The organism is Alteromonas sp. 5NW40-0090 (assembly GCF_057552975.1).
This window is the reverse complement of record NZ_BAAJLT010000015.1, coordinates 1-25,758: the sequence shown is the minus strand read 5'-3', so window position 1 is coordinate 25,758 and position 25,758 is coordinate 1. Positions and strand designations below refer to the sequence as shown.

The 25,758-nt window shown below is 42.1% G+C and carries 19 protein-coding genes; 2 read left to right on the top strand and 17 right to left on the bottom strand.

The features are described 5' to 3' along the window. Window positions 1-108: 108 nt before the first annotated feature. The gene (locus tag AC27KT_RS17615) at window positions 109-1,899 is read right to left on the bottom strand and encodes a metallophosphoesterase family protein (RefSeq protein ID WP_487132142.1); all 1,791 of its coding nucleotides are present in this window, start codon (window positions 1,897-1,899) and stop codon (window positions 109-111) included. A 197-nt stretch (window positions 1,900-2,096) separates the two neighbouring features. On the opposite strand from AC27KT_RS17615, the gene AC27KT_RS17610 reads away from it, so the two are divergent. Together AC27KT_RS17610 and AC27KT_RS17605 are read left to right on the top strand one after the other, a co-directional pair. Further along, window positions 2,097-3,164 carry a Ca2+-dependent phosphoinositide-specific phospholipase C gene (locus tag AC27KT_RS17610; RefSeq protein ID WP_487132140.1) on the top strand — a complete coding sequence of 356 codons (1,068 nt, stop codon included), beginning with the start codon at window positions 2,097-2,099 and terminating at the stop codon, window positions 3,162-3,164. Between the two features lie 11 nt (window positions 3,165-3,175). Beyond that, window positions 3,176-5,920 (top strand): TonB-dependent receptor, encoded by a 2,745-nt coding sequence (locus AC27KT_RS17605; RefSeq protein WP_487132138.1) that lies wholly within the window; start codon window positions 3,176-3,178, stop codon window positions 5,918-5,920. A gap of 44 nt (window positions 5,921-5,964) precedes the next feature. Here the strand turns inward: AC27KT_RS17605 and AC27KT_RS17600 are convergent, their stop codons facing one another. From AC27KT_RS17600 to AC27KT_RS17525, 16 genes are all read right to left on the bottom strand, one after another. Then, complete coding sequence (locus AC27KT_RS17600; RefSeq protein WP_487132136.1) at window positions 5,965-8,853, bottom strand: TonB-dependent receptor; 2,889 nt, start codon at window positions 8,851-8,853, stop codon at window positions 5,965-5,967. Between the two features lie 54 nt (window positions 8,854-8,907). Continuing rightward, window positions 8,908-9,924 (bottom strand): FecR family protein, encoded by a 1,017-nt coding sequence (locus AC27KT_RS17595; RefSeq protein ID WP_487132134.1) that lies wholly within the window; start codon window positions 9,922-9,924, stop codon window positions 8,908-8,910. A 52-nt stretch (window positions 9,925-9,976) separates the two neighbouring features. Then, window positions 9,977-10,504 (bottom strand): RNA polymerase sigma factor, encoded by a 528-nt coding sequence (locus AC27KT_RS17590; RefSeq protein WP_487132132.1) that lies wholly within the window; start codon window positions 10,502-10,504, stop codon window positions 9,977-9,979. A 149-nt stretch (window positions 10,505-10,653) separates the two neighbouring features. Continuing rightward, window positions 10,654-11,451, bottom strand: coding sequence for a hypothetical protein (locus AC27KT_RS17585; protein WP_487132130.1), 798 nt, complete (start codon window positions 11,449-11,451; stop codon window positions 10,654-10,656). A 106-nt stretch (window positions 11,452-11,557) separates the two neighbouring features. Beyond that, on the bottom strand, window positions 11,558-12,703 hold the full coding sequence (locus AC27KT_RS17580) for an alpha-hydroxy acid oxidase (RefSeq protein ID WP_131137682.1): 1,146 nt from the start codon (window positions 12,701-12,703) through the stop codon (window positions 11,558-11,560). Between the two features lie 118 nt (window positions 12,704-12,821). Further along, entirely contained in the window at window positions 12,822-14,117 is a 1,296-nt protein-coding gene (gene rhaI / locus AC27KT_RS17575) for an L-rhamnose catabolism isomerase (protein WP_487132127.1), read from the bottom strand. 9 nt (window positions 14,118-14,126) lie between these two features. Continuing rightward, window positions 14,127-16,319, bottom strand: coding sequence for a bifunctional rhamnulose-1-phosphate aldolase/short-chain dehydrogenase (locus AC27KT_RS17570; protein ID WP_487132125.1), 2,193 nt, complete (start codon window positions 16,317-16,319; stop codon window positions 14,127-14,129). 163 nt (window positions 16,320-16,482) lie between these two features. After that, window positions 16,483-17,874 (bottom strand): FGGY-family carbohydrate kinase, encoded by a 1,392-nt coding sequence (locus tag AC27KT_RS17565; protein ID WP_487132123.1) that lies wholly within the window; start codon window positions 17,872-17,874, stop codon window positions 16,483-16,485. 358 nt (window positions 17,875-18,232) lie between these two features. Beyond that, window positions 18,233-19,030, bottom strand: a complete 798-nt coding sequence (locus AC27KT_RS17560) for a DeoR/GlpR family DNA-binding transcription regulator (RefSeq protein ID WP_131094859.1) — start codon at window positions 19,028-19,030, stop codon at window positions 18,233-18,235. Window positions 19,031-19,161: 131 nt separating this feature from the next. After that, complete coding sequence (gene kduI / locus AC27KT_RS17555) at window positions 19,162-19,992, bottom strand: 5-dehydro-4-deoxy-D-glucuronate isomerase (protein ID WP_487132120.1); 831 nt, start codon at window positions 19,990-19,992, stop codon at window positions 19,162-19,164. A gap of 44 nt (window positions 19,993-20,036) precedes the next feature. Next, window positions 20,037-20,810 carry a glucose 1-dehydrogenase gene (locus AC27KT_RS17550; RefSeq protein WP_487132118.1) on the bottom strand — a complete coding sequence of 258 codons (774 nt, stop codon included), beginning with the start codon at window positions 20,808-20,810 and terminating at the stop codon, window positions 20,037-20,039. 25 nt (window positions 20,811-20,835) lie between these two features. Then, entirely contained in the window at window positions 20,836-22,128 is a 1,293-nt protein-coding gene (locus AC27KT_RS17545) for a TRAP transporter large permease (protein WP_487132116.1), read from the bottom strand. Next, on the bottom strand, window positions 22,125-22,628 hold the full coding sequence (locus AC27KT_RS17540; RefSeq protein ID WP_487132114.1) for a TRAP transporter small permease: 504 nt from the start codon (window positions 22,626-22,628) through the stop codon (window positions 22,125-22,127). The genes AC27KT_RS17545 and AC27KT_RS17540 overlap by 4 nt, the downstream gene beginning before the upstream one ends. Next, the gene (locus AC27KT_RS17535) at window positions 22,625-23,620 is read right to left on the bottom strand and encodes a TRAP transporter substrate-binding protein (RefSeq protein ID WP_487132112.1); all 996 of its coding nucleotides are present in this window, start codon (window positions 23,618-23,620) and stop codon (window positions 22,625-22,627) included. Before AC27KT_RS17535 ends, AC27KT_RS17540 begins: the two co-directional genes overlap by 4 nt. A gap of 2 nt (window positions 23,621-23,622) precedes the next feature. Next, a complete protein-coding gene (locus AC27KT_RS17530; protein ID WP_487132110.1) occupies window positions 23,623-24,588 on the bottom strand; it encodes a sugar kinase in 966 nt (321 codons plus the stop codon). Between the two features lie 164 nt (window positions 24,589-24,752). Then, window positions 24,753-25,758: sulfatase/phosphatase domain-containing protein (locus tag AC27KT_RS17525; RefSeq protein ID WP_487132108.1), on the bottom strand; the 1,006-nt coding region annotated here is incomplete at its 5' end.

Genomic DNA, 25,758 nt, shown 5'->3' with positions numbered 1-25,758 from the left:
CTAACATGGACAAGCTATATCCGGCAGCCATCGATTTAAATCGATTGTATTAGAAATACTAGCTCTTCAACTTACACTCAGCATTTTAACTTTGCTTAGCTAAATTGGTCATAACACGAGACTAATGGCAGCCTTGTCCTCACGCGAGGACAAGATCGCGTTAGTTATTAAGACCAATGCTTTTTTTAGAGCGTCGCTGTCGTCTAAAGTTTGTGGAGCATGGCTCTTTAAGCAAAGCGAAAGTTGATCATAGAAGTTACGGGGTAAAGCTAAACGGGCAAAACTTCCCGCATTTCTTGCTCTGTAGAAATCTATAACGAGGTTCGTCGCATTAAGCTCACTACTATCTTCCATACTCTTGAAACTTGGAGCGCAATGGCAGAGGTCAACGATCTCTTTTACCTTATTTGACGAGAGTTGCTCTACTAAGTCTGAAGGCCACTCATCTAAATATCTACCGTTGACCACTTGCTGTAGATGCTGGTCGGTGAAATCCAAATAATTTTCTGACGACAAAATACTGTTGTCCCACGTAGCTTGCTGACTTCTATGAAGAAAGCCCCACTCCCTTTCGTAAATCGAAAACCATTTTGAAAAATTCTTAACCTCACGAACGATGACTGTCTCTACTAGTGAATGCCCCTCTGTATTAATTGTCACAATTGAATAGCCAGGCTGGTAAGCAGCCAAAGATGGCACCTGAACGTTGGTTAAACCGTGCTTTGAAGATTGGCTTACATCAAAAAGATGCATGTGACCACCAAGATGCAGTTTCAAACCTGTTGCCGCTAGTACAGCTGTAGTATCTTCACTTGGTTGACGTGACATTTGCAGTGAATTTTCGCCAAGTAGTTCAGCAATACTTTGTGTCTGTTGGTCTGAGAATTCAGCCATAGGAAAATGGCTAAAACTGACTAATTTTTTGTTCTGCTTTTTAGCGCGTATAACAACATCTTTAATCCAATCCAACAGTTCTGGCTTGTACTTTACCAGCGCATTGTAGCCAGCATTGCTCGACCCATAAAACTGCTTGTCCTTCAGGCTACCTTTTGGCCTGTAAACATTGGCATCTATCGCCAAGAGCCAAAGGCCTTCCACTGGCTCTACTAAATAGCTCATATCAGGCATGTCCACACAAAATTCTTCCGCGTCACACCATTCCCAGTGGCGCTCATCTAAGTTCGCTGTATTAAATGGCGTTTCGAACAACTTGTCTGTAGGCGAAGGTAAGAAACCATGTTCAGATAGTGATTGTGCAATCTCTTTATATCCCCATTCTTCCAGTAGTTCTGAGCAAAAATCACTTTTCCCAGATATACACTCTTGATGTGATGGGCTCATAACACTGATTTCTGCACCTTCACGGTTTATAAAGTCGCGTTTACCACCTGGTTGCGTGAAAGGCCTGACTGGATCGTGGTTTCCGTTGATAGCGAAAAAACGTAGTCCGTACTTATGTCGGTATTCGTCTAGTATTTCCTTTAATGCATGGATGTTTACTGGCTGACCATCGTCTGTAAAATCCCCCGGTAACGCTACTAACTTGATATTTTTTTCTACTACATCATCAAGCGCCTCTTTAAACACAATAATATTTTCATTAAACAGTCGAGTAGAACCCAATTGAGCCCGCATACTTCTCAGTAATATTGGAGCGTGGCTTACAGGGTCTTTTGGCAAGGCATTTTTGGGAAGCCTTGCTGCAGCGGCTTCAGGTGCGTGAAGATGGATATCTGCTATGAAGGCGATTTTTACCGGCGGAATGTCGTTTTGGGCAACGATACTAGTAGAAATAAGTGCAAAGGAGTAACAAATAACTAGCAACGCGCCAGACAATACATTCAATATGCTAGCGTCAGATACTCTTATTTCTTTAGCTCTCTTTTCATTTTTAGCCACAACGCAGTCCTGTTCAGCAAGTCACTAATAGTAATAACTGCGCTTCGCACTCAGCGGGGACAGTGGTTCACAAAATATAATTTAAAACGTTTTGGAGTATTACACTTTTGTGAAGTTTAGCGCTTCGCAAAAATTTCCTGTCCCCTTTTGCAAACAACACCGCTCTACCCTTAAAAATAGTCTTTGAATGTGTACCTATGCGTTATTTCTTACTTTCTTTAACTCTGGTTTTTAGCGCTATATCTTGCGCGAAATCACTGAACCGGTATCAAATTATTGGTTCTCACAATAGCTACAAAAAGGCGCTACCACCAGAGGCAGAGCAATTCTTAGCAGGTACGTCACCTGAACTTTTAAAGAAGATTTCTTATAGTCATCCCTCGCTTCAAGAACAGTTGAATTTAGGAATTCGCCAAATTGAAATTGATGTGGTTAACGATCCGAATGGACATCAATATGACACACCAGAAATAGAAACGCTTTCCAATAGCAACTGGTTTACAAAGAGCGAACGTCAAGTGTTGGCAGAACCTGGGTTTAAGGTTCTACATATTCCACACGTCGATGTAATGACGCACTGTTCGACACTGCAGCTTTGCGCAAGACAACTTCTAGAGTGGTCAGAAGCGAACCCTAACCATTTCCCTATTACCATTCTTTTGAATGCGAAAGAATCTCAGCCATCGTTTGTAAATAAGGCTGCCCCCGTCGCTTTTTCCTTTTCAGACTACAAACGCTTAGACAATGAAATTGCGCGTTTATTTGGGAGTAAGTTAATTACGCCAGATCGCGTTCGGGGTCGTTACCACACGTTAAGGGCAGCAATAGCGGAGGCTGGCTGGCCAAGTGTTGAGGCACTTCGAGGTAAGTTCTTATTTTTATTCGATGCTAATGAAGCTCAAAAAGAGATATATCTTCAACAGGGTTCAACCCTTCAAAAGAAAAGCATGTTTCTCTCTGTACCCAGAAATTCCGACGCTGCCGCAATATTCATTCGAAATGATCCAGTTAAAAATCAACAAGAAATTCAAGCGCTAGTCAAAGATGGCTTTCTAGTGAGAACACGCGCAGATGCTGATTTATCGGCTTCGACAGAAAGTTTGCGAGAGCAAAGAGATGCGGCTTTTGCCAGTGGGGCTCAGTTCATCTCTAGCGATTTCTATAAGCAGTCTCCTCAATCCGCTAATCGTAGTCATTCAGTGTCTTTCGAGAATGATTGCTTGAAAAGATTTAACGCTTTTACACATCAAAATTTAATCAATTAAAAGGTAAACCTATGCATACTAACTTTAAAAAAACACTCTTAGCTACAGCTGTCCTATCAGCCACCTGCATGACGCAATTTCCTGCTCAAGCACAGCAGACTGAAGATGAAATGATAGAACAAATTGTAGTGAGTGGTTTTCGTGGCTCGCTGATAAAAGCTAAAGATTTAAAAAAGGACGCGCTAGGTTCGCAAGATTCAATCCTTGCTGAAGATATTGCTGACTTCCCAAGCCTCAATTTAGCCGAGTCTATTCAAAGAATACCAGGCGTAACCATAACTCGTGAAGCTGGTGAAGGTAGACAAATATCTCTACGGGGCCTAAACGCAGATTTTACTCAAGTGCAATTAAACGGCATGGAAGCACTGGGTACATCCTCACCTGCAATGGACAGTAGAGGTACAACTAACCTATCTCGCTCTTTCGACTTTAACATTTTTGCATCTGAGCTATTTAATCAAATAGACGTTCAGAAGAGTTATTCTGCAGAAATGGATGAAGGCGGCATAGGCGGCACCGTCAAACTCTATACCGCAAAGCCATTTGATTATGATGGCTTCAAAAGTGTAATAAGTGCGCAAGCAGGCGATAATTCGTTAACAAACGACGTAGCCCCGAGAGTCGCAGCCTTAGTTTCAAACACATGGGGTGATTTCGGCGCTCTTGTCTCACTAGCACTTAGCAAGCGTGATACGGCTGAACAAGGTTATAACACCTATCGTTGGCGACCTCGCAATGCCCAAGGCACAGATATATCTTCACTATCACAAGCAGATCAAGATGCTGTAAATAGCGGCAACCTGCGCTTCTCACGAGGCAGTAGATACTCCCAATTTAATAGTGAACAAACCAGGGTTGGCGCCACGTTAGCGCTCCAATACAGACCGTCTGATGCATTTTCACTTGGTCTTGATGCGCTATACGGCACACTTGATAACGATCGCGGAGAGTTTCACTTACAAAGCAGAGGCTCTAGTTCTACCGCACTTGGCTGCACAGGTGCGGATTATCAAGGGGCACGCAATTTTTGCTCTGCCTTGACTGAAATAGAATATAACCAAAACAACGAAGTTATCTATTCGTCGTGGGAAAATACCGCTCTGCACTCAGAAAGTCGCGACCAAGAAGCAACGACAGACATTTCACAGTTGGTGTTGAACGCACAGTGGCGAGTAACCGATGCATTCACGGTTTCAGGCTTACTCGGGCATATGGAAAGTGAATACGAAAGTAATAGTGCAAAAGTCTACCTAGAATCTTTCGCGGATATGACCATAGATTTCAGAGAAGACCGCTTTTACGGTACCAATTCTTACATCAACGGTTTTGATCCAACAGATATCAATGAGTTCCGTTATCACGAGATAGACCTTCAAGAGGACGAAGTAGAAAATAGCTTTGATATCGCTAAGCTTGATGCGGATTACTTGCTGTCTGATAACGCTTCTTTGAAACTTGGTGGCTCATTTAAAAAGTTCGAACATAGCAACAACAGAGAACAAGTCGGCAATGCATTAAGGAGTGAATGGCAAAGTGGCGAAGTAAGCGATGTGATTAATCCTGAATTTGTTTATGTAAACTCAATTCACAAGAAACAAGATTGGCTAAGTACTGACGTTGGGGCTGTACTAAATGCGTTCGATGTTGAGCGCGACATCATGTATAGCGATGCGCCTAATGAAGTGGTAGAAGAGACCATGGCGCTATACGCAACATATGAATATGACTTTCTTTTGCCTGATTCTGAGCTAAGAGTTAGTTTTGGTTTACGCTATTTTGATACCGACATTCAATCGAGTGGCATAGTAAATGGTAGTGAATACGTCACTGTAGAGAGGGACTATGATGGACTGTTGCCCACGCTAAATGTTGCATGGTATGCCACTGAGAGCCTTGTGTTAAGAGCGAGCGCAGGGAAAAACGTAACGCGACCTACATTGGGAAGCTTATCTGTATCAGGTACGGTAAATACTGACCCATTATTTGGTTCAAGTGGTTTGAGTATCAATGCAGGTAATCCTGGTCTTCAGCCTTTTGAAACAATCAATATGGAGGCAGCTGTTGAGTACTACTTTGATGAAGTCGGTTATGCCTCTATCACTTACTTCCAAAAAGAAATAGATAATTTTATCGCCACTAATGTTTCTCCAATAGCCTATGGTGATACAGGATATCCGCTTTCGTTAATCGAAGGCATGGTAGACGAAAATGGAAATGCTCAAACACCAGATACACTGTACACATTTTCACAGCCTCAAAATCTAGCAGAAAGCGACTTTTCAGGCTGGGAAATAGCGTTCCAGCGTGATTTCGATTTTCTGCCAGCACCGTTCGATAATCTTGGCGCTATTATTAACTATACCTATTCTGATGGCGAATCTTTACACAACATTTTAGTCGATGGTGAAAGCGTGGAGGTTTACCGCCCCTTTTATGGATTGTCTGAAAATATCTACAATGCAACGATGTATTACGAGACTGATAATTGGGGAATGCGCGTTTCTGCAGCCTATCGTGATGATTACCTAACGCAGGTTGAAACGTCGAGCAGTGACCAAGATGAGGCGGGCTTTCACGGCACCACTTACTGGGACTTCTCAGCATTTTATAATGTAAATGATAACCTAAAGGTGACACTAGAAGGAATCAACCTTTCTGATGAGCGCGAAGAGCAATACAGCGATTCGGATGACCGTTTGTACAACACAACGGTAAGTGGAAGAACCTTTTACTTAGGTTTTACTTATTCAATGTAAATGAATGTGCTCGAAGGGCCTATAAGAATAAGCCCTTCGAGCTTTTAATAGCGATAAGAAATGGCAAGAGAGTAATTACGACCACTTACCGTAGTATTGTATGGACGATAAGAAGAATCGGAGTACTGAATTTCTCGTTCATCAGTGAGATTAGTTGCTTCAATCTTTAGCTCTACACTGTCCGATATTTGATAAGCGACTACCGCATCCATATATAGCGTTGATAGAAATCCTGTCTCATTTTCATCAACTAAGGTTCCTCCATCTACTCTTGCAATATACTCATCGCGATAGGTGGCTGAAAGCCTTAGGCTCAATGCGTATCCCTCAAGATAGGCGGTAAGATTGGCCAATAGCGGAGAAAGATAAGGCGCAGTCTTTTTATCTAGGCGGTCACCAGTATTAGTGTTGTAATACTGAACATTTCCAAATGTATAACTAGCATTTGCCACTACCCCAAAGTGAAACACGTTAAGGCGCGACATATAGTCGCCCAGTGACCACTCTAATTGCACACTCCCTTCTACGCCATATAAAAAATAAGTGCTTTGGTTCGTTGGAGTTACAACATCTATGTAGACACGGTCAAAATCACTAGAGAATAGTTCAGGATAATCGCTAGCTACATCACTTAAAAGCAAGCGTTGACTAGTGGAAGCTAAACTGTTTTTTATCCATTTACCAAATATATTAGCTGAGTATCTATCGGTTTCTCCCGGATAGGTTTCAAAGCTTAGATCGAGATTGTAAGCACTTATAGGCTTAAGCCTATCATTGGGAAGAATGAATACATTTTCGTCTTCGATAAGCTGAATACTTCTTGTCAAAGTATCCAATTCTTGGTGACCTATCGTTCTGCTCATTCCAACTCTAACTACTTGCTCACCTTTTCTGTAGTTAAATTGTATTGAGGGGAGAAACGCAATATTGCTTAAGTCATAGCGATTTATAAGACTAGACTGAAACACCGAAACAGAAGACGCATCACGCTCTGCTCGCAGTCCCACATCGAATGTCCAATCATTACCTTCGACAGAGTATTGAGTAAAGAAAGACGTTCTTTTTTCTTTTATCAGGTTGTCAATAACTCTATCGGGAGCATAAGACAGTAACAGTGAATCCACCGAAGAGGGTTTGTCGTAAAGAGAGAATACCTCTTCTGGTCTAAGGGCTAACCAATTTAAATGCTGATGACTATCAAAAACATAGGCTGTGCTTTGAGGTACTGATTCTCGTGTAGACGACCAGCGTTCTTTTAGGATGTTTTGAATATCCGTATATTTGGCCGTATTTTCAAACTGCACAAATTCCAAACCCAGCTCCCAACTACTTCGGTGGCTTGTATTTACCTGTATTTGACCTTTCGCGTAAGTAAAATCAGAGGTAGAGATAAACTGCTCAGAGTCGAGTTCGTTCATTTGCCACATATCGGGTTGAGTCAACTCCGCACTATATTTTATATTGGGGAAGTAATAATCGCCTCTGTAGTCGACAGAAACATCACTTTCTCCTCTCATGTAAGCTCGAATACTCTGAGGCATTCTATAAGTAGCACTTTGCATACCTAGCACGCCATCAAATACAAGACTGCTCGACAGTCTATGCTCAAAGTTCAGCACGGTTTGTTGAAAGTGTGTTGATACCTCCTGATGACGGCTTTCTGTTCCAACACGAGCATTTCGGTAATCCGCATAAACGAGTTCGTTCTTTGAGTTAACCTCTGCATCAGTTAAAAAAGTTTTGCCCTCGATAATTGGCGTAGACTGAAAACCCCGTGGGTAAAGGTGATTCTCTTGTCGTTGGCTATCGAGTCGGCCGTAGATCCAGTCGAATGTGAAGTGACTAGGGTCAGTTTGATACTCTATAGTCGCCCCGATACCCAGGCGGTCCATGTCTCCTCGCCACACGGAATAACGATTTCCCCTTGGAACCCTAATTTCTTGATTCTGCCAATCTTCAACCAATTCAGGCTCTAAAGCAGAGACATTCGCCCCTTCGGGAGCAAGTCGCCTCCATCTAAAGGTATTTGCGCCTTGCTCATGATACGACCTTTGTCCGTAGGCCGCAGAAATCAACATGCCCCAATGCTGGTTGGTTGAAGACAGAGTAAATGAAGAACGGTTTGAAAGACCTTCAGCATATTGGTTCGTATCGATTTGATGAGAAACGTTCCAATGTAGTCCTGGTGAATCGAAAGGTTTTGCTGTGGTTAGTGCGGCAATACCAGCTACGCCGCCGCTTGGTTGCCCTACAGAGTAGCTTTTAAAAACTTTAATCTGATTAAAAAGTTCTGAAGTAAACAAGTTGAGGTCAAAGGAACGATCTCTATCTCTCTGTGTCCTGCTATCCATAGGAGAGTCATTGTTTGAAAGTACAGGCATTCCATTAATCGTTACCAAGGTAAAGTCGGGGTCTAGACCTCGAAGCACCACCTGCCGCCCCTCACCTGCTTCCCTCGTTATGCTCATTCCTGGAATTCGTTGCATCGATTCTGCAAGATTTCTGTCTGGGTATCTTGAAATGTCTTGAGCGACGATAACATCTGCGACCTGCTTCTCGTTGCGCTTTTCTTGTCTAGACAGGTTTAGTGAGCCCCGAATCCCGTTAACGTTTATTTCTTCTATAACGGTTTCGTCGATTTTACTTTCAGGCTTTCGGATGACTACCCCACTACTCGTAATGCTATAAGTTAATCCTGTTCCGTCTAGCACTTTTTGTATCGCGGTTTCAAGCGTATATCTGCCAGAAATAGCAGGCGACATTACTTCTTTAATCAGGGAGGGCGATGCGATATAACCGACACCAAACTTTTCTGCAATAAACGCTAAGCTTTGACTCAGTGATGTTGAAGTCAGCGTTATACTTTCTAGTCTCTCACGGTCAACGGTAGATGCATAAGTGAAAGCGCTCATGTCACTGACAAATAGTGACAAAACAAATACTACTCTACATCTACACGAGACGTGTTTAAGCATGATGAGTGGCTACTATATTTGTCTCACTATGTAATCTGAACTCGTTCGTTCGACAGAGAATTCTTGCATTGAAGAGAGTAAGTTTAGAGACTCACTAATATTGCGTAAACTAAACCGCCCTGAGATTATTACATCTGGGTCGCCAATATAGTTGACGTGTCGTGATGAATAACGGTTCAATCTTGCTATCACCTCGTTTATAGGTGTGTCTTCAATACTTAACCACCCCATCCTCCAACTTGGGAGCTGCTGTGGCGTAAATGCCGAGTTTGATGTAATAACCCCGTTTTCGAGCGTAATTTCTTGACCTCTATTTAAGAGAATTTCGCGGTCGGCGCTGACTCTTACCGTACCCTCGTAAACTTTTACAATAGTCTGACCTTCTAGCCTATCAATGTCGAAAGCAGTTCCTACAACTGTGATTGTTGCTTTATCTAAATCGACAATAAACGGTCTTTGTGGCGCATGCGTTACGTCAAAATATGCCTGCCCCTTAGTGAGTTTAACCTCTCTCTTTTCAGCACTAAACGCTACGCTTATTTGACTATCACCACCTTGATAAACAATTGAGCCATCATTTAATACGTTGGACTTTTCTTCTGTTGTAGAAGTTGAAATAACGGTAAAACTACTGGTTTCATAGTCAGCAAGGGCAGACAGTTGCTCCTCAGAGTTCGCTGTTAAACTGACATAACTCGAAGTAAAAAACACGACAGCACATGCAATACAGGCCGCCGAAGCAATTGACCAATAAGTAGCTATGCGACTGCGCGCCACCTTACGCTCTGCATTTTTATTTTCAGTTAGATCATTTTGTGGTGGTAGCGTGATATTTGTTGTGATTTGTGTTGAGAGAGCGATAGACCGTGCAGCGAGCTCGGGTTGCCCCATTGCGGTAGCTATCTTGCGAAACGCAGCCTTGTTTCCTTCTATAGCAAGCCAGTTCGCGAAATCACTCTGCTCTTTTTCGCTTAATTCATCAATACGATCAAACCAGTCTGCTGCTTCCTCTAAAACTATTGATGTCATCTTATTGCGCCGTTAACCCTGTACAGTAAAACCAAGAGGTAGAATTTCATCTTTAGTTATCCTCAAGCCATCCAGCTTCTTCAAGTTTCACAGTGATTTCTACCATCGCTCTTGTTAAATGCTTTTTGACCACCTCAACACTTACACCTAACCTTCTAGCGATGTCATCTCGCGCCAAGCCTTCTACTCTTCGAAGCAGAAAAATTTCTCTTCTGATAGGTGACATGTTCAGGAGTATATTGTCTACCAGCGCCAGTTTCTGTTGATTAAGATAAGTATTACTTGGCGAATAGTCATCAGATTGAATACTTACTTCTTCAATTTCGACGTACTGCGGAACACTTTTTTTCTGAAGATCGTATAAGACTGTTTTCGACACAGTGATCATATAGGCAAGTGGAGACTCTAACTCAGATAACTGCTTGCTCCTCTTCGTCCTTAACACTGTCTCTTGAAAGATATCGTCAGCTTGGCTTTGATCGACTGTTAAGCTTCGGATGAATGCCTTAAGCGACGTGAGTAAGTCTTTTACGTCGTTATTTTCTAACTCATCCCAATGTAAATCTGCCGATGGTTTCATTGTTAGTTAATTTACTGAAATTTCGTGAAATTATCATATATCTTTTGTATGACACTATGATTTCAGAAGCCACGTAACTTCATCTAAAATCTAGCTGTACGCCTCAAATACTAAATGAAATGAGGTGAGAAAATTCACCTCACTGGAAATTAATAGATATCTATATAAAACATATCTTTGAGCAACATGTTTTCATCTTTTAAATAAGAAGGGTTTCGGTCACACGTATTTTCTGTTCCGTCAATTATTCCAGCTAAAACCCTCCCTCCATCAGTTCTGCACACTGTTCTTTCATGCGGCCTAAGATCTCTGTTCATTGGGTTTGTAGAACCAGGGAAAACACTATTTTGTCCAATACTAGAAAGTTCTTGAACTCCCGGAGCCCATGATTGACCAGGCCCTCTTGGATCTTTCCAATAATAGCAGTAATTCCCCGTCCCAAATGCCCAACTGTCAAAAGATGCCCTACTACGCTGGTCGTGATAATTACCGTGAGAGTACTTTCCTACATAAACCACAGGGTGACTACCATCGGTTTCGATTTCTGAGACAGGTTTGGTGTATCTACCATTGTGCTGCCAGTAAGTGACGTGCTTTATAGAGCCATTTACAGTGTGCACAGTTACTGGCTCCCAATCATCTGAGTGACCACTGTCAAAAGTAGTACAACCATTTTGATTACCGTAGTAAGCCCAGTAAGTAATGAGTGAATGACTATTTCCGCCTACTAGTTCGGAATAGCTTTCCACATAAACAGAAGGAGGTGACACCTGAAATGACGATTTGCTATTGCAATTACCAGAGTTAAGCCCCTGAGCGGGTTCAGTTGGCCAGCACTGTAGATCGTTTCTTAGTTTAAAAACAGGCCTAAAATCCTGTACTTCTGAAGTACTAGCTAAAGATGGAAAAGATAAGCTAGCTATAATTAATGCAGCGATAGTCTTCATAGTTAATCCAATCAGGTTAAGTTAGTTCGCAGTTAATTTAAAACTACAACTATGAAGACTAATGATTTATCAAGACGGGGACGAAAATAGTACGTGAAATTAGAACTTATCTAAATCGAATATGATCGCGGTTAAGGTCACTAATTTTTGAACAGCCCATTAGTCGCATATCGCGCTCAATTTCCGCAACCATTAATTGCATCGCTCTTTCTACACCTTTTTGGCCCGCCGCGGCTAAAGCAAATAGATAATAACGCCCTAAGCCAACAGCTTTTGCTCCAAGCGCTAATGCTTTTAAAACGTGAGTGCCTCTTTGAGCACCACTATCAAATATAACATCTATTTTATCGCCGACTGCGTCAACAATTTCAGCCAGATGATCAAACGAACTTCTCGAACCATCTAACTGACGACCACCATGATTAGAAATAACGATTCCTGTGCAACCGATATCCACAGCTCGCTTTGCATCTTCGACACTCATTATGCCCTTCAAGCAAAACTGGCCATCCCAGAACCTGACCATCTCTTCAACATCTTTCCAATTCATCGAGGGGTCCAACATATTAGTGAAATAGTCACCTATTGAGCTAGCACCGCCTCCCATATCGATGTGGGCGTCCAACTGAGGAAGTGAAAATTTCTCGTGGGTAACATAGTTGATCCCCCACATTGGACGTGTTGCGAATTGCCATAAACCTTTGAGGTTGAGTCGAAAGGGAATAGCAAAACCTGTCCGTAGATCGCGCTCTCTGTTGCCACCAGTGATAGAATCGACTGTTAGCATCATAACTTCAATATTAGATTCTTTAGCTCTTTCCATCATAGCTCTGTTTAAGCCACGATCCTTGTGGAAATAGAACTGATAAACTTGCGGTGTGTTATATTTTTTAGCGATTTCTTCCATGCTCACTGTACCAAGAGAAGAAACCCCAAACATCGTTCCAAATTTTTCCGCTGCTCCTGCGGTCGCGCGCTCACCTTGGTGATGAAACAAGCGTTGTAGCGCCGTAGGAGATAAATAAACGGGAAGAGCCAACTTCTGCCCCATCACCTCAACACTTAAATCAATGTCTTTTACCCCAGTCAGAACGTTTGGAATAAGATCGCAACTCTGAAAGGCTTCAGAGTTACGACGCATAGTTACCTCGTCGTCAGCTCCCCCGTCGATATAATTGAATATAGGACCAGGAAGCCTTTTTTGCGCTAACTTTCTAAAATCATGATAGTTATGACAATTACTCAATAACATATGCGTTTTCTTATTCCGATAGTTTGACAACAGCTACTTATATTATTCTTATTCTTTTTTATTCTTCTTCAATCGCTTTTTTGTAGAGTACAGGTAGAAAGCGGCTACCAATTTTTACCTACACAATCCCTGAGCCAGTGGCATTAGGGTCACGCGGACGTTTTTTATCCATTCTTTCTCTGTAGTCGACAGAGCGGTAAGCGCCGATAGGGTTAATCGCCGCTGATTGACGATAGCGAGCCATGGCCAAGATAGGCGTAACATCAACGTTAAATGCTTTCTTAAGCTCAAGCGAGGCCATCATCGCATCATTATCTTCTTGATAACCGTATAGCGCTTCTCTGTCCACTAGTAGTGCTTTAACGTAAGAACGTTGCACTTCGATTGCAGAAATAATCAAGCTTTCGATAGGATCAGTAACATTATGTGATTGGTCCAACATATAAGATGGATTGAACTCTGCCTGCTGACGATATTCAGCATCGACTAATTCATTAAAAATTAGGAATTGTTGATATGGATGCAGTGAACCACTATCTAGATCGTCATCGCCATACTTACTATCATTGAAATGGAAACCGCCAAGTTTCTTAAACTGAATCAGGCGAGAAACAATCATTTCAATGTTTGTATTCGGTGCATGGTGGCCTAGGTCAACAAGTGATTTACACTTTGGACCTAAGTGCATAGCAGCAAGAATATTCGAGCCCCAGTCTTGAATTACTGTTGAGTAAAATGCGGGTTCAAACATTTTGTGTTCGATGTGCATTTCCCAGTCGTCTGGAAGTCCTGCATAGATTTTTTCCATGCTAGACAAATAGCGTTCAAACGCACGTTGGAAATGCTGTTGACCAGGATGGTTAGAGCCATCACCGACCCACACCGTAAGACTTTTGGCATCTAGCGCTTTACCGTACTCTATACAGTCTAGATTGTGTTGAATGGCCAACTCACGAGATGCTTCTTGCGTATTGCTTAAACTACCGTATTTATAAGACGCTGTCTGACCTTTCTGATCTTGGAATGTATTCGAGTTAACAGAAACCCACTTTATCCCATATTCGTCAGACGCTTGTTTCAATTCGCTGAAGTCGTCCACTTTGTCCCAAGGAAAGTGAGGAGACACACTATCTGTACAGCCAGAAAGTTCATTAATCACCGCGCAGTCTTCGAGTTTCTCAAAAATGTTGCGAGGTTCACCCTGTAAAGGAAAACGGGCAAACCTTGTACCGCCTGTACCAGTTCCCCACGAAGGAACAGCAATTTGAAAGTCTTCAGCAGCCTTGGTGAACTTCTCGATATCAATACCATCACGTGCTAGCTTCTCAGCAAGTGCGTCATAGTCAGTTTTAAGGTTGCTATATAGCTCTTCGTTTTTTTCGCTTATTAAAGCTGAATCTATTCTACGTAACATAATTTACTCCTAGCGTAGGAAGGCTTCGTGCAAACCGCCGTCTACACTAATAATTTGGCCTGTGGTTTTATTAAGCTGACCAGATACAAGAAGATAGGCTGCCTCTGCTTGATCCTCAGGCGTAATAGGCGACTTCGTAAGTGTTCTCTGCGCGTAGAATTCTGCCAAACGTGTACGAAGTTCCTCAGTCGAGTCTGTTTCTTGGAACGGAATATCATACTTTGTTAGCGAAGATATAACGCGGTCGCGTGGGAACATGCTACTACCCTGTACAACAGTCGCAGGTGCCAACGCGTTAACATTCACAAGTGGTGCTAGTGTTACAGCAAGCTCGCGTACTAAGTGGTTTGCTGCAGACTTACTTGTATCGTAAGCAAGTGAACCTTTCTTCGATACAGCTCCATTCACACTTGTAGTTAAAACCATTTTGCCTTTAAGCCCTTGCTTCTCCCAAAGCTTTTGAGCTTCAGAGGCAACAACATAACCACCTTTAACGTTAACATTAAAGCTTAGCTCAAAAACTTCATCGTTTTTGGCCAAATCAGCACCTTCTGCAATGAAAACACCAGCCGTAACGATAACGTTATCGATACCGCCGTATGCCAGCGCAACATTCTTGAATAGCGCTTCTACTGTCTCACGTTTAGTAATGTCTACCTCAAGTGCTATTGCCGGACCGCACGAAGAAATCCCCGTACCAGCAACTCCGATACCTTTTCCGTAGATGGCCTCTAATTCTTCAGCAGTCGCTTTAGCATTCTCTAGTCGCAGGTCAGCACATACAACATGGGCGCCTTCTTTAGCTACTCGGTGAGCAGTAGCTTTGCCAATGCCATCACCGGCACCGATAACTACGACTACGTCTCTTGCTAGTGGCGCTTCTTTAGGCATGCGCTGTAATTTTGCTTCTTCTAGCAACCAATATTCGATATCAAAAGCTTCTTGCTGTGGAAGCGCAACATATTCATCAATCGCCTCCGCACCACGCATAACCTCAATCGCACAGTTGTAGAATTCAGCTGTTACACGGGACTCAGATTTATTCTTGCCCCACGCGACCATACCAACACCTGGAATTAAGCAAATAGAAGGTGAAGAAGCACGTTGCGCTGGTGAATTGTCGTGTTTACAGGCTTCGTAGTAGGCGCTGTAGTCCTCTTTGTATTTTGCTACACCCTCTTCTAATAAAGTCTTAAGCGTATCGATTGAATCCGTTTCAGGATTCCAATCCACATATAAAGGCTTGATCTTTGTGCGTAAGAAGTGGTCAGGACATGATGTGCCAAGATCAGCTAGACGAGCTGCGTCTTCACTGTTTACGAAGCGAAGTACATCATCATCGTCCTGTACTGTACCGATTAGTTTGTTCTCGCCTGAAACCAAACCACGTAGATAAGGTAGTACTTCCGCAAGAACTGTGTCGCGCTTTTCTTTCTCCAACTTCGCGTACTTTTGACCGCCAAAGGTCATTTCGCCTTTGTCGTGACTCTCAATGTAGCGCGCTGCTTTTTCTATGATGTCTAAGCTCAACTGATAGCACTCTTTGCTATCGTTCGCCCAGTTAATCACGCCGTGACCAGCGAGAATTACACCTTTTGCATCTGGATAGTCTCTGCAAATCTGTTGAAGCTTAAGACCAAGGTCAAAGCCCGGGCGTTGCCACTCAGTCCATACTAACTCGTCGCCAAAAATTTCTTGGGTTAGCGCCTTACAATTTTTGCTAGCCGCGACTGCAATAACTGAGTTAGGGTGCATGTGGTCAACATGCTTGAAAGGAATAAACGCGTGTAAAGGCGTATCGATAGAGGTTGCTCGCGGATTAAGATTGAACGTAGCGTGCTTATACATAGCCACCATGTCATCTTCAATTTGCGTTTTTACACCCACTTCATCAGCAGAGTGATAGATATCTTGCAGAGCAATCAATTTATCCATGTAAAGCGACGAAAAGTTTTCTACTTTTGACGTCCTAAGATCGCCACCAGAACCTTTTACCCAAAGAACCTCTACTTCCTCTCCTGAAAGTGGATCTTTTTCAATGATTTTTGCTGATGTATTACCACCACCGGTATTCGTAATTCTTTGGTCATCACCAAGAATGTTTGAGCGATATACCAAATTTTCAACTGGGGATAGTTTGCTAGCTTCTTCGTCGCTCCAAAGATAGTTAACATGCTTGAATTCGCTTGGGTTAAAAGCCATGGTCGAGTCCTAAGTTATTAGTTAGATATGTTCACAAATGTGACCATCGATTAATACATCCACAATACACGCCACTTCCAATCCTTGTCAATCAATTTCAATCACACATGATTGAAATGTGACGTGTTACGTTTAAAAAACGTGCAACTAAATATATATTTGTTTATATTTGTGCGCCTTTGATTGTTCTTAACCATTCTCTAACGTACGCATTGAGCCCTACGAAGTTAGACGGTTCCACTTTCTCTAGTTCAAGCATTTGTTCTTCTCGACTGTAATCAACGAGTGCAGCGGCGCCTAAAACTGTTCCAGTATTGTCTGATGAAGCCAATATTGGCTGATTTGGTCTTAATTGAGCGACAAGTTGGCAAAGTAACGGGTTCTTTAAAAAAGCTCCCTCAATATAAACTGGCCCTTCAGCATTCAAGTCGCTCAAGCGTTGATTAATCAATAATGCACAATAAAGAGTAGCAATAGCTTGCGGTGAGCTTGGTTTTTCTGGGCATAGCAAGCGAGGTTTAATACCCGGAAACGGCCCGTTTCCTTCGCTAAAATCTGGAGTAACCAGCCAAAAATTACTGACTGCTTCTTGAATTTCAGTCTCTGTTGGGTTCATCTTGATGTTTCCGCCCAAGGTAGTACAAATCCTCTCGTACTCTCGTCCTCCCATAAACCTCGCACATGAAACTGGGTTACCGTTGATATCAACATTGGCTAGGGTATCTGTTTTATCGTAAAGAGAGCTAACAGCACCACCTGACTGCATTAATATCGTCCAAGTTCCTGTAGAAATAACTGTGAAAGGGCCACTTGATTCATTATCTTTGTTCAAATACCTCAGGAAACTCGCATTACTATCGTGTATGCCACAATAGATCTTGCATGATGTAGGGAGAGATGTTTGGCTAGATACATCTGTGCTCACTTCACCAATACAATCCCATGCCCTTTTCAAAGGAGGGAATAAGTTCGCCCATCCTTTTTTCATTGCTAGAGAGGAGAATGTATTTTCTATTGGCTTCCACAAGTCCGTATGACAACCCAATGAAGTTACTTCAGAGCTTAGCTCAGCACCTAACCTCCATGCCCAGTACTGCGGGTACAGAAGGATCGTATCGGCTTTTGAAAATTGTTGTGGATATTTGTCTTGTAACCAGTAGAACTGCTTGGCTAGATTCAATCCCGCAGGAAGATAGGGCGAGTAGGTCTCTCTAAAGGAAGGGCGTTCTACTTTATATTGTTCGGCGCACTCTTCGATACCTTGATATTCATAATCTAAAATTGGAAGCGCAAGCGCTTTAGACTTATCTGTTACATCGCTATTAATTAACGCTGCAGTTGCACCGTGAGTCGTAACAACAAACCCTTCAACATTTTTGGTATGCGTACATGACTTAAGCGTTTCAACGATCCAATCCCATATATTATCAACATCAGCTTGAGGATATTGGCCAGCTATAGGAGCGTTTTTACAGCTAAAGCTAGCCACCTGCTCATGATTCGCTACAAATAATAGTTTTATATGAGTCTTACCAATATCTAAAACAGCTTTCACTCTTACGCTAACTCCAGTTTTCTGAGATGACGGTGATACCGACAAATAGCAACACCAACAAAAGCCATGGCGTATTCATTCAAACTTTTAAGTAGTTATTCGGTATCCCCAGTTGTTAACACTATGTATACCAAATAGTGACTGAAATTGAAAGCTTTTGACCAATAACTATCAAGTTAATGATAATTAAGTACACCACTTCAACGGTTATTAGGATTATGGAGATACTTTTTGAAAGGACTGATGAATAGAGGTTTCAAATTGCAGGAAACCTCTTATAAGTAGCAAATTACATGAGTGTTGATGGAAACTAACTTCCGCTTACCAGATTATTAGTTCAGGGGGATAATAATAATAGTTACGCAGCAGCGAGAGTTTCCACATCAACGACGATTACTTCAATACCGTAACTTTTGATTTCATCAAGCTGTGCTTTGTCCGCGCGATTATCTGTAATCACTATGTCAACCGCATCTAAATCGCAGAAAACCAGATTGCTCTGTAAACCAATTTTACTGCTGTCAGCTAATACAACTAACTTATCAGCTTGCTTACGCAATTTCTTTTCCGCCAAAATTAAGAGGGGGTCAGACTCCATCACACCATACTTGCTAATTCCTGGTGTGCCCATGAACATCATAGTTCCACGGTAGTTCTGAGTTGTATCATTTTCAAACGAACTCAGAATTATACTTTGTTTTCGGTAGACCTCGCCGCCAGGTAACGTCACCTGATTTTGGCTGTTTTCCACTAAGTCTTGGGCAAGAACAAACGAGTTGGTGAGTACATTGAGTCGCTTATCTCTTAAAAATTCTGCCATCATAAATGTCGAACTACCGCCATTTATAATGATTGATTCACCGTCATTGCAAAGTTCGCATGCGGTTTTAGCGATAGCGCGTTTTATGTCTGCGTTTTTCTCTTTATCGATTAGAAAAGCGTTTCCAGAAAGATAGAAGTTTGAAGTGGAGCCACTATCTATTACTTGTGCGCCGCCGCGAATTTTTTTAATCTTTTTCTGCGCAGATAGTTTTTTTAAGTCTCGCCTGATAGTTGCTTCAGATGCTCCAAGTTGACTACACAACTCAGGTACACTCGCAAATGTTGACTCTTCCAATATCTCTAGAATTAACTGCTGTCGCTGCTTTTCAAGCATTACTTTTCTGTCCTATTTAGCGTTATGAATATTAATATAGGGTTCCAAGTAACCAAAATCAATCAAAAAACTCATTTCGTGATTGATTTTGATATAATTTACATACTTGATAGCTATTTTCAGTAGATTATCTAGCTTAGAGAAGAAATTTCGATATGGTCCATGTCATCAAATTCCTGATTCTCACCGCCCATCGCCCAAATAAAGCTATAGTTTTTCGTACCAACTCCACTATGAATAGACCAGCTGGGTGATGCAATTGCAACTTCAGGGGCTAAAGGTAGAGTTTTGACTTCTTTAGGCTCACCAAGCATGTGAAATACTCGTTCACTTTGGTCGAGGTCGAAGTACATATATATTTCAGTTCTACGAAAATGTGTATGAGGCGGTTTAGTATTCCAGACACTGCCTGTTTTTAACTCTGTAATCCCCATCACTAACTGACAACTATCCACTATCCCAGGGCGGATTGATTGAAAAATCGTTCTTTCATTCGATGTTTCCTGAGAACCAAGCTCGATGTGTTTTGCGTCGGCTTTAGGTACGTGAACTGTTTTAGTTACACGGTGTGCTGGGTATGAAACCATATAAAATTTTGCAGGCTCATTTGGGTCATCCGATGACAAAGTAACTTTTTTACTTCCTCTCGACACGTATAAGCTATCTTTTTGCGCCATCGTGTAATCATTGCCATCAACTTTAACAGCGCCTTTACCACCGATGTTAATGATGCCAAGTTCTCGCCTTTCACAAAAATAATCGGCCGCTAACTCTTTATGTGTAGGTAACTCAATAGGTGAGCCTGTCGGCATCGCGCCACCAATAACAGCCCGATCAACATCTGTGTACGTAAGTGAAAGCTCACCAGGAACGAAAAGAGGTTCAGTTAAGAAAGCCTCTCTAAGCTCTTCATTAGTCATGCTGGGGTAGCTGCGTTTATTTGTAGAGAAAAGAAAATTCATGCGATACCTTTTTATCGTGAGGTGAAAATTTGAATGGGCTCGCTTTAGCGAGCCATCCAGCCACCGTCAACAAGCAATACGTGCCCGTTAACATATGATGACGCTTTTGAGGAAAGGAAAATGGCTGCACCTGCCAGATCATCTGGTTGCCCCCATTTATCCGCAGGAATTCGGCTACTAATACTTTCAAACCTATCTTTGTCTTGACGAATATTAAAAGTATTGTCTGTTTCAAAATAGCCGGGGGCAATTGCATTAACTTGGATGTTTTGGTTAGCCCACTCATTAGCAAGTGCTTTTGTCAACTGAGCCACGCCGCCTTTACTTGCTGCATAGGCTGGTACTGTTATTCCACCAGAGAAACTCAGTAATGATGCAATGTTAATTATCTTCCCGCTGCCTTGCTTAAGCATCTGCTTGCCTGCTTCTCGACAAAATGTGAATACGCCATTTAAGTTAACATTTATTACTTCATTCCAATCTTCATCGGAAAACTCGTGCGCAGGTGAACGCTTAATTGTCCCAGCGTTATTAACTAAAACGTCAATTCGACCATGATTTTCAATAATCTTATTTACGGTATCGATAATTTGGGAGTTGTCTGATTGATCGCACCCATAGCCAGCACACTCAACATCTTTCTTTACCAGCAAGTCAATGGTAGATTCTACGCTCTTCGTCGAAGAGCCAATCGCAATTACTGTCGCTCCCGCTTCACCTAGCGCCAAAGCAATGCCCTGCCCTAGCCCTCTGCTCGCACCAGTAACGACTGCAACTTTTCCATGTAGGCCAAATTGTCTACTTAAATAATCAGACACGTCATGTCTCCTAACTTTATTGAAATTAAATGAGACCCAGAAGCTTAGGTAAAAACTCGCTGATTTCTGGGAAAATAATGGTAAGCGCTAGTGCAAAAATCATCGCAACGTATAACGGAAGAATAGGTTTCATGATCTCACTAATAGATACTTTTCCTATACTGCATCCCACGAATAAAACACTTCCTACAGGAGGTGTGCACAGGCCAATAGATAAATTTAAAATCATCATAATCCCAAAGTGCAGAGGCGATATATTCAGCATTTCCGCAATGGGTAAAAATATGGGGGTAAATATCAGTACTGCTGGGGTGACATCCATGAATGTGCCTACAGCAAGCAATATAAGGTTCATTATTAGAAGTATAATGATGGCATTTTCAGACACCGATAGTAGCGAGTTGCTGATAGCTTGCGGTATCTCCTCATAGGACATCAGCCAAGACATTGAGGCCGAGGCACCAATTAGAAACATAACAATCGCTGTTGTACCTACGGTTTTTAATAAAATTGGGTAAAGGTCTTTTATTGACAACTCTTTATATACACCAAGGGCCAACACCAGGGAGTATAAAACTGCTATGGCCCCAGCCTCCGTCGGCGTAAATAGGCCTCCAATGATCCCACCAATGATTAGCACAATTAAGAACAAACAAGGGATAGCGCCGAATAAACTGGGCCAAAACTTTCCTACTTCTATACTGCTATCCGCGGCAATTCCGGCTCGCTTGATATAAAATGCTGCCCCCATCATTAAAAAAGCTGTAACTAAAAGGCCTGGTAAGTATCCGGCTATAAACAGGGCTGCTATTGATACTCCGCCACTAGCCAATGAATAGATGATAAGAATGTTACTGGGAGGAATTAGCATGCCTGTTGTTGCAGCGGTTACAGTGACTGCCGTACTAAACGGCCTGCTGTAGCCCTCTTTTTCCATTGCAGGGACCATAAAACCGCCGACAGCAGATGTGGCCGCAACAGCTGACCCCGAAATCGAGCCAAAAAGAGCACAAGAGATAATATTTACAAAGGCTAGGCCTCCTGGGAGCTTTCCGACCAACACTTTGGCGAATTCAATCAGTCTGACAGCTATCCCACCTTGACCCATTAAATACCCAGATAGGACAAAAAAAGGAATCGCTAATAATGCAAAGCTATCAACTCCTACTGCTAGCCTTTGCGCTAGTGTAGTTAACGCAGGAAGCGTATCAATTGTTAAGAGCATAGTCGCTAAAGTCGCTACAATGATGCTCACTGCGATAGGTACGTTTATCAAAAGCAGGATGAAAAACACCCCAAAAAGTACTAGTGAAGTCATAGTGCATGCTCCCTTAGATTGCGGGGGTCTTTTACTTCAAGAAGCCCCCATACACCGTACAAGATAAACAGACACCCACTAATTGGCACTACCAGATAAACATACCCCATAGGAATACCAAGTACAGGGGATTCTTGTTTTAGCAGAAAGGTGATGTAAGTAAGATTGACCCCACCTATAACCAGAACGCCTACAGCGAACAATATTACTAGTACATATCCTAATTTTGCCGTTGTAACCGCAGCGTTACTCTGCATCTTTTTAGTTAAGTAATCGAACCCCAAATGGCTATGGGTATGAAAAGCATAAGCACTGCCCAGCAAGCTAATCCATATCAAGAAAAAGCGGGCAAGCTCTTCTGTGAAGGAGCTTGGGTGAGGTAAAACGAAACGCGTTATCACCTGCCAAGTTACATTTAGTACTAGCAGAGCCATCATTGTTGCTAATAACACTCGCAACGCTTTATTTAGCGTAGGAATGATTCCTGAGAGTGTCTTCATTGTTCTACTCCTAACGACTTTATCTGCTTAACAAGCGCTTCCAAATCGCTACCTTTTAAAGATTCGTAGACAGGGAGTACACTCTTTTGAAATACACTTTTGTCGGCCTCAATAACTTCCACACCGGCTTTCTTTACTACTTCTAAGGATTCTCGTGTTGATTCGGCCCACAGCTCTCGTTGAAAGTCAGTAGCAGCCAACATAGATTCTTCCAACCACTTCTGTTGTTCAGTATTTAGCTGTTCCCAGACATGGGTACCGATGATGATCACGTCAGGTATTGAGGTGTGTTCATCTAAAATAAGGTACTGACTAACTTCATAGTGCTTTGAATAGTAAAAACTCGGGAGGTTATTTTCAGCACCGTCCACCACCCCCTGCTGGAGCGATGTATACAGTTCCCCCCAACTTACTGGTGTGGCCGCACCGCCCATAGTATTGACCATAGAAACAGCAGTTTGGCTATTCATGACTCTTATTTTTTGCCCTTGTAGATCATCGGGCGTAACCACTTGCTTCTTCGTCGTGTAGAAGCTTCTAGAACCGGCGTCAAAATAGCCTAGCCCTTTGAAGCGATATGGTTGACCAGCGGCAAGTAACTCTTTACCAACATTGCCGTTTAACGTTTTCCAATAATGCTCTTGGTTATTGAAAAGATAAGGAAGGCTAAACACTTTCATTTCAGGCACAAAGCTTTCTAGCGCACTCGCAGAAACCTTCGTCATTCCCATACTCCCTATTTGAATGAGTTCTAGCACCTCCCTTTCGTCACCTACCTGTGATGAAGGATAAATGACAATAGACATCGAACCGTTAGACCTTCGCTCTAGTTCCTCTTTTAGAAATACAAGACCTTTGTGTACAGGATGATTTATATCTAACTGATGCCCTAAGCGAATAATATAAGTTTCGTCTTCGGTATCAGTGCCGCACCCTTGCAATACTGCTAACGGAATCAATAAAAGAATTTTAAGAAAGTGCTTTATTGCCATATTTACGCTCCTTTGAGTGAAATGCTTTTAGGAACTATCGCTCCTTTATGCATGATCACTTGTGCTGCGCAAAACTGACCATCACGGATACATTTCTCTAGACTCTCTTCCTTCGCCTTGGCCGCTAGAAATGCACCGTTAAAAGAGTCACCAGCTGCTGTAGTATCGACAGGATCTACAACGTTAGGAACGTCAAACTCAAACTTCCCATCTTTATTAGCCGCAAGAATGCCGCTAGCGCCGTTTTTAACAATGACTTCAGAAACACCACATTTTAGCCAGCGCTCAATACAATATTCCATTGAGTGCTCTCCATGTAGGCTTATCTCATCTTCCATACTCAAAAGGGCCAAATCTGTAAGATTCATAATTTGGTTAAACGCTTTTGATGCTTCACTCAGCGACAGCCAGTTCCTTTCTCGATAATTATTGTCAAAAATAACCTTGCCGCCACGCATGCGAAATTCACTGAGAAAATCATAAAGCGCTTTTCGGGTTGATTCAGAATAGATTGAAAGCGTTATACCGCTTAAAAAGATAGCGTCGTAATCTTTAATCTCGTCTAACGTTTCTGGAAATTTATCTAATAGGTATTTTGCTGGGGAATTAGAACGCCAATAGTGGAAATGACGTTCGCCATTGGGCTCATTTTCAATCAAATACAAACCTGGCACACTGTTTTCCAATATTTTCACATGCTTAACGCCGACTCCTTCCTCTTGCCAAAGCGAAAGCATTTTACTGCTAAACGAGTCATCGCCCAGTGCCGTTACATACTCGACGTCGCCCCCACAGCGAGAGAGATAAATAGCGGTATTAAGTGTATCTCCGCCATAATTGAGTTTATAAAGCTCACTATCACTGTTAGATAACTCAATCATACATTCGCCAATAATAGCTAACTTCACTTCTCTTTCTCTCCATCCCTTAAACTCTGTGCGATGAAATTCACAGGCTGTAACGCTCATCAAGAGCCTTTAAATAAATGTAAAATGATTGTATATGAACATCAAGCAATCATCAACACTCAAAAACAATCACACAAGTTTAATTTGATGTTATGGGAAGTTTGAAATTATTAGGTGATGGCTCTCCCTCCAACTAGCGAGGAAGAGCCATAAGTATTGAGGATTTAATTTTGCAGGTGAGCGTTCTCGAAACTTTTTCTTGATTTAACTTCTTCACTTCGTGCATTTTCGTACTTTTCTATATACACATTTGCTCGTTTCAAAAGCCCATTAGTTAAGTACTGGTACTTTTCTTCATACGCAAGATTAGTAGTTTCTAGCGGATCGTTTTCCAGATCGTATAGTTGCAAATAGTCATTTTTATAGAAATTCACAAATTTCCAATGTGCTGTTCGTAAACCATACATGGGCGGAATAGGAGCACGTTTCGGTTGATACATATGCTCAAAGAAAAATTCATCGCGCCACTCAGTAACTTTCTCTCCTCCAATTAATGGGATTAAACTATTACCTTGATACGTAGATGGAATAGATACACCAGCAAAGTCGAGTATTGTTGGTGCAATATCAATGTTTAGTGCAAGCTCGCTTATTTCTTTATGCTTCAGACCGCGAGGGTCCTTAATGATGAGGGGGACTCGTAAGTCCTCTTCCCAACCAAACCACTTCCCTGCCAATTGGCGTTCGTTCAGTGCGTAGCCGTTATCCCCAGTGTAGATAATAATCGTGTTATCATCCAAGTGGAGAGACTTAAGAAGCTCGTTTAAAGAGCCAACTGCATCATCGACGCTACTAATAGCTCGATAATGTCGTTTCACTATTCTTTGATACATTTCTTCGGTTGCGAATCGATATTCCCAACGAATTCTTCCCATAGATGTTTTCAGAAAATCAGGGAGCGCTTCAAAAGCTGTGTCATCAGAAACATTGGCTTTTTCAATTTCTACATCCGAGTACATAGGCTCAAATTCTGGCGGATAATGGAACTGGTCTACTTTATCTACGTCATGCGCATGGGGGTTCCAAAAATTTACTGCCAACACCCATGGCTTATCTTCTGTTGATGCTTGCTTAATAAATTCACTCGCAAGATTTCTAATGTAATGTGTTTGTGGTATTTGCTCACCATCCCACTCATTAGTTTTCGACTGAAGAAGAGGTTTGAAATAA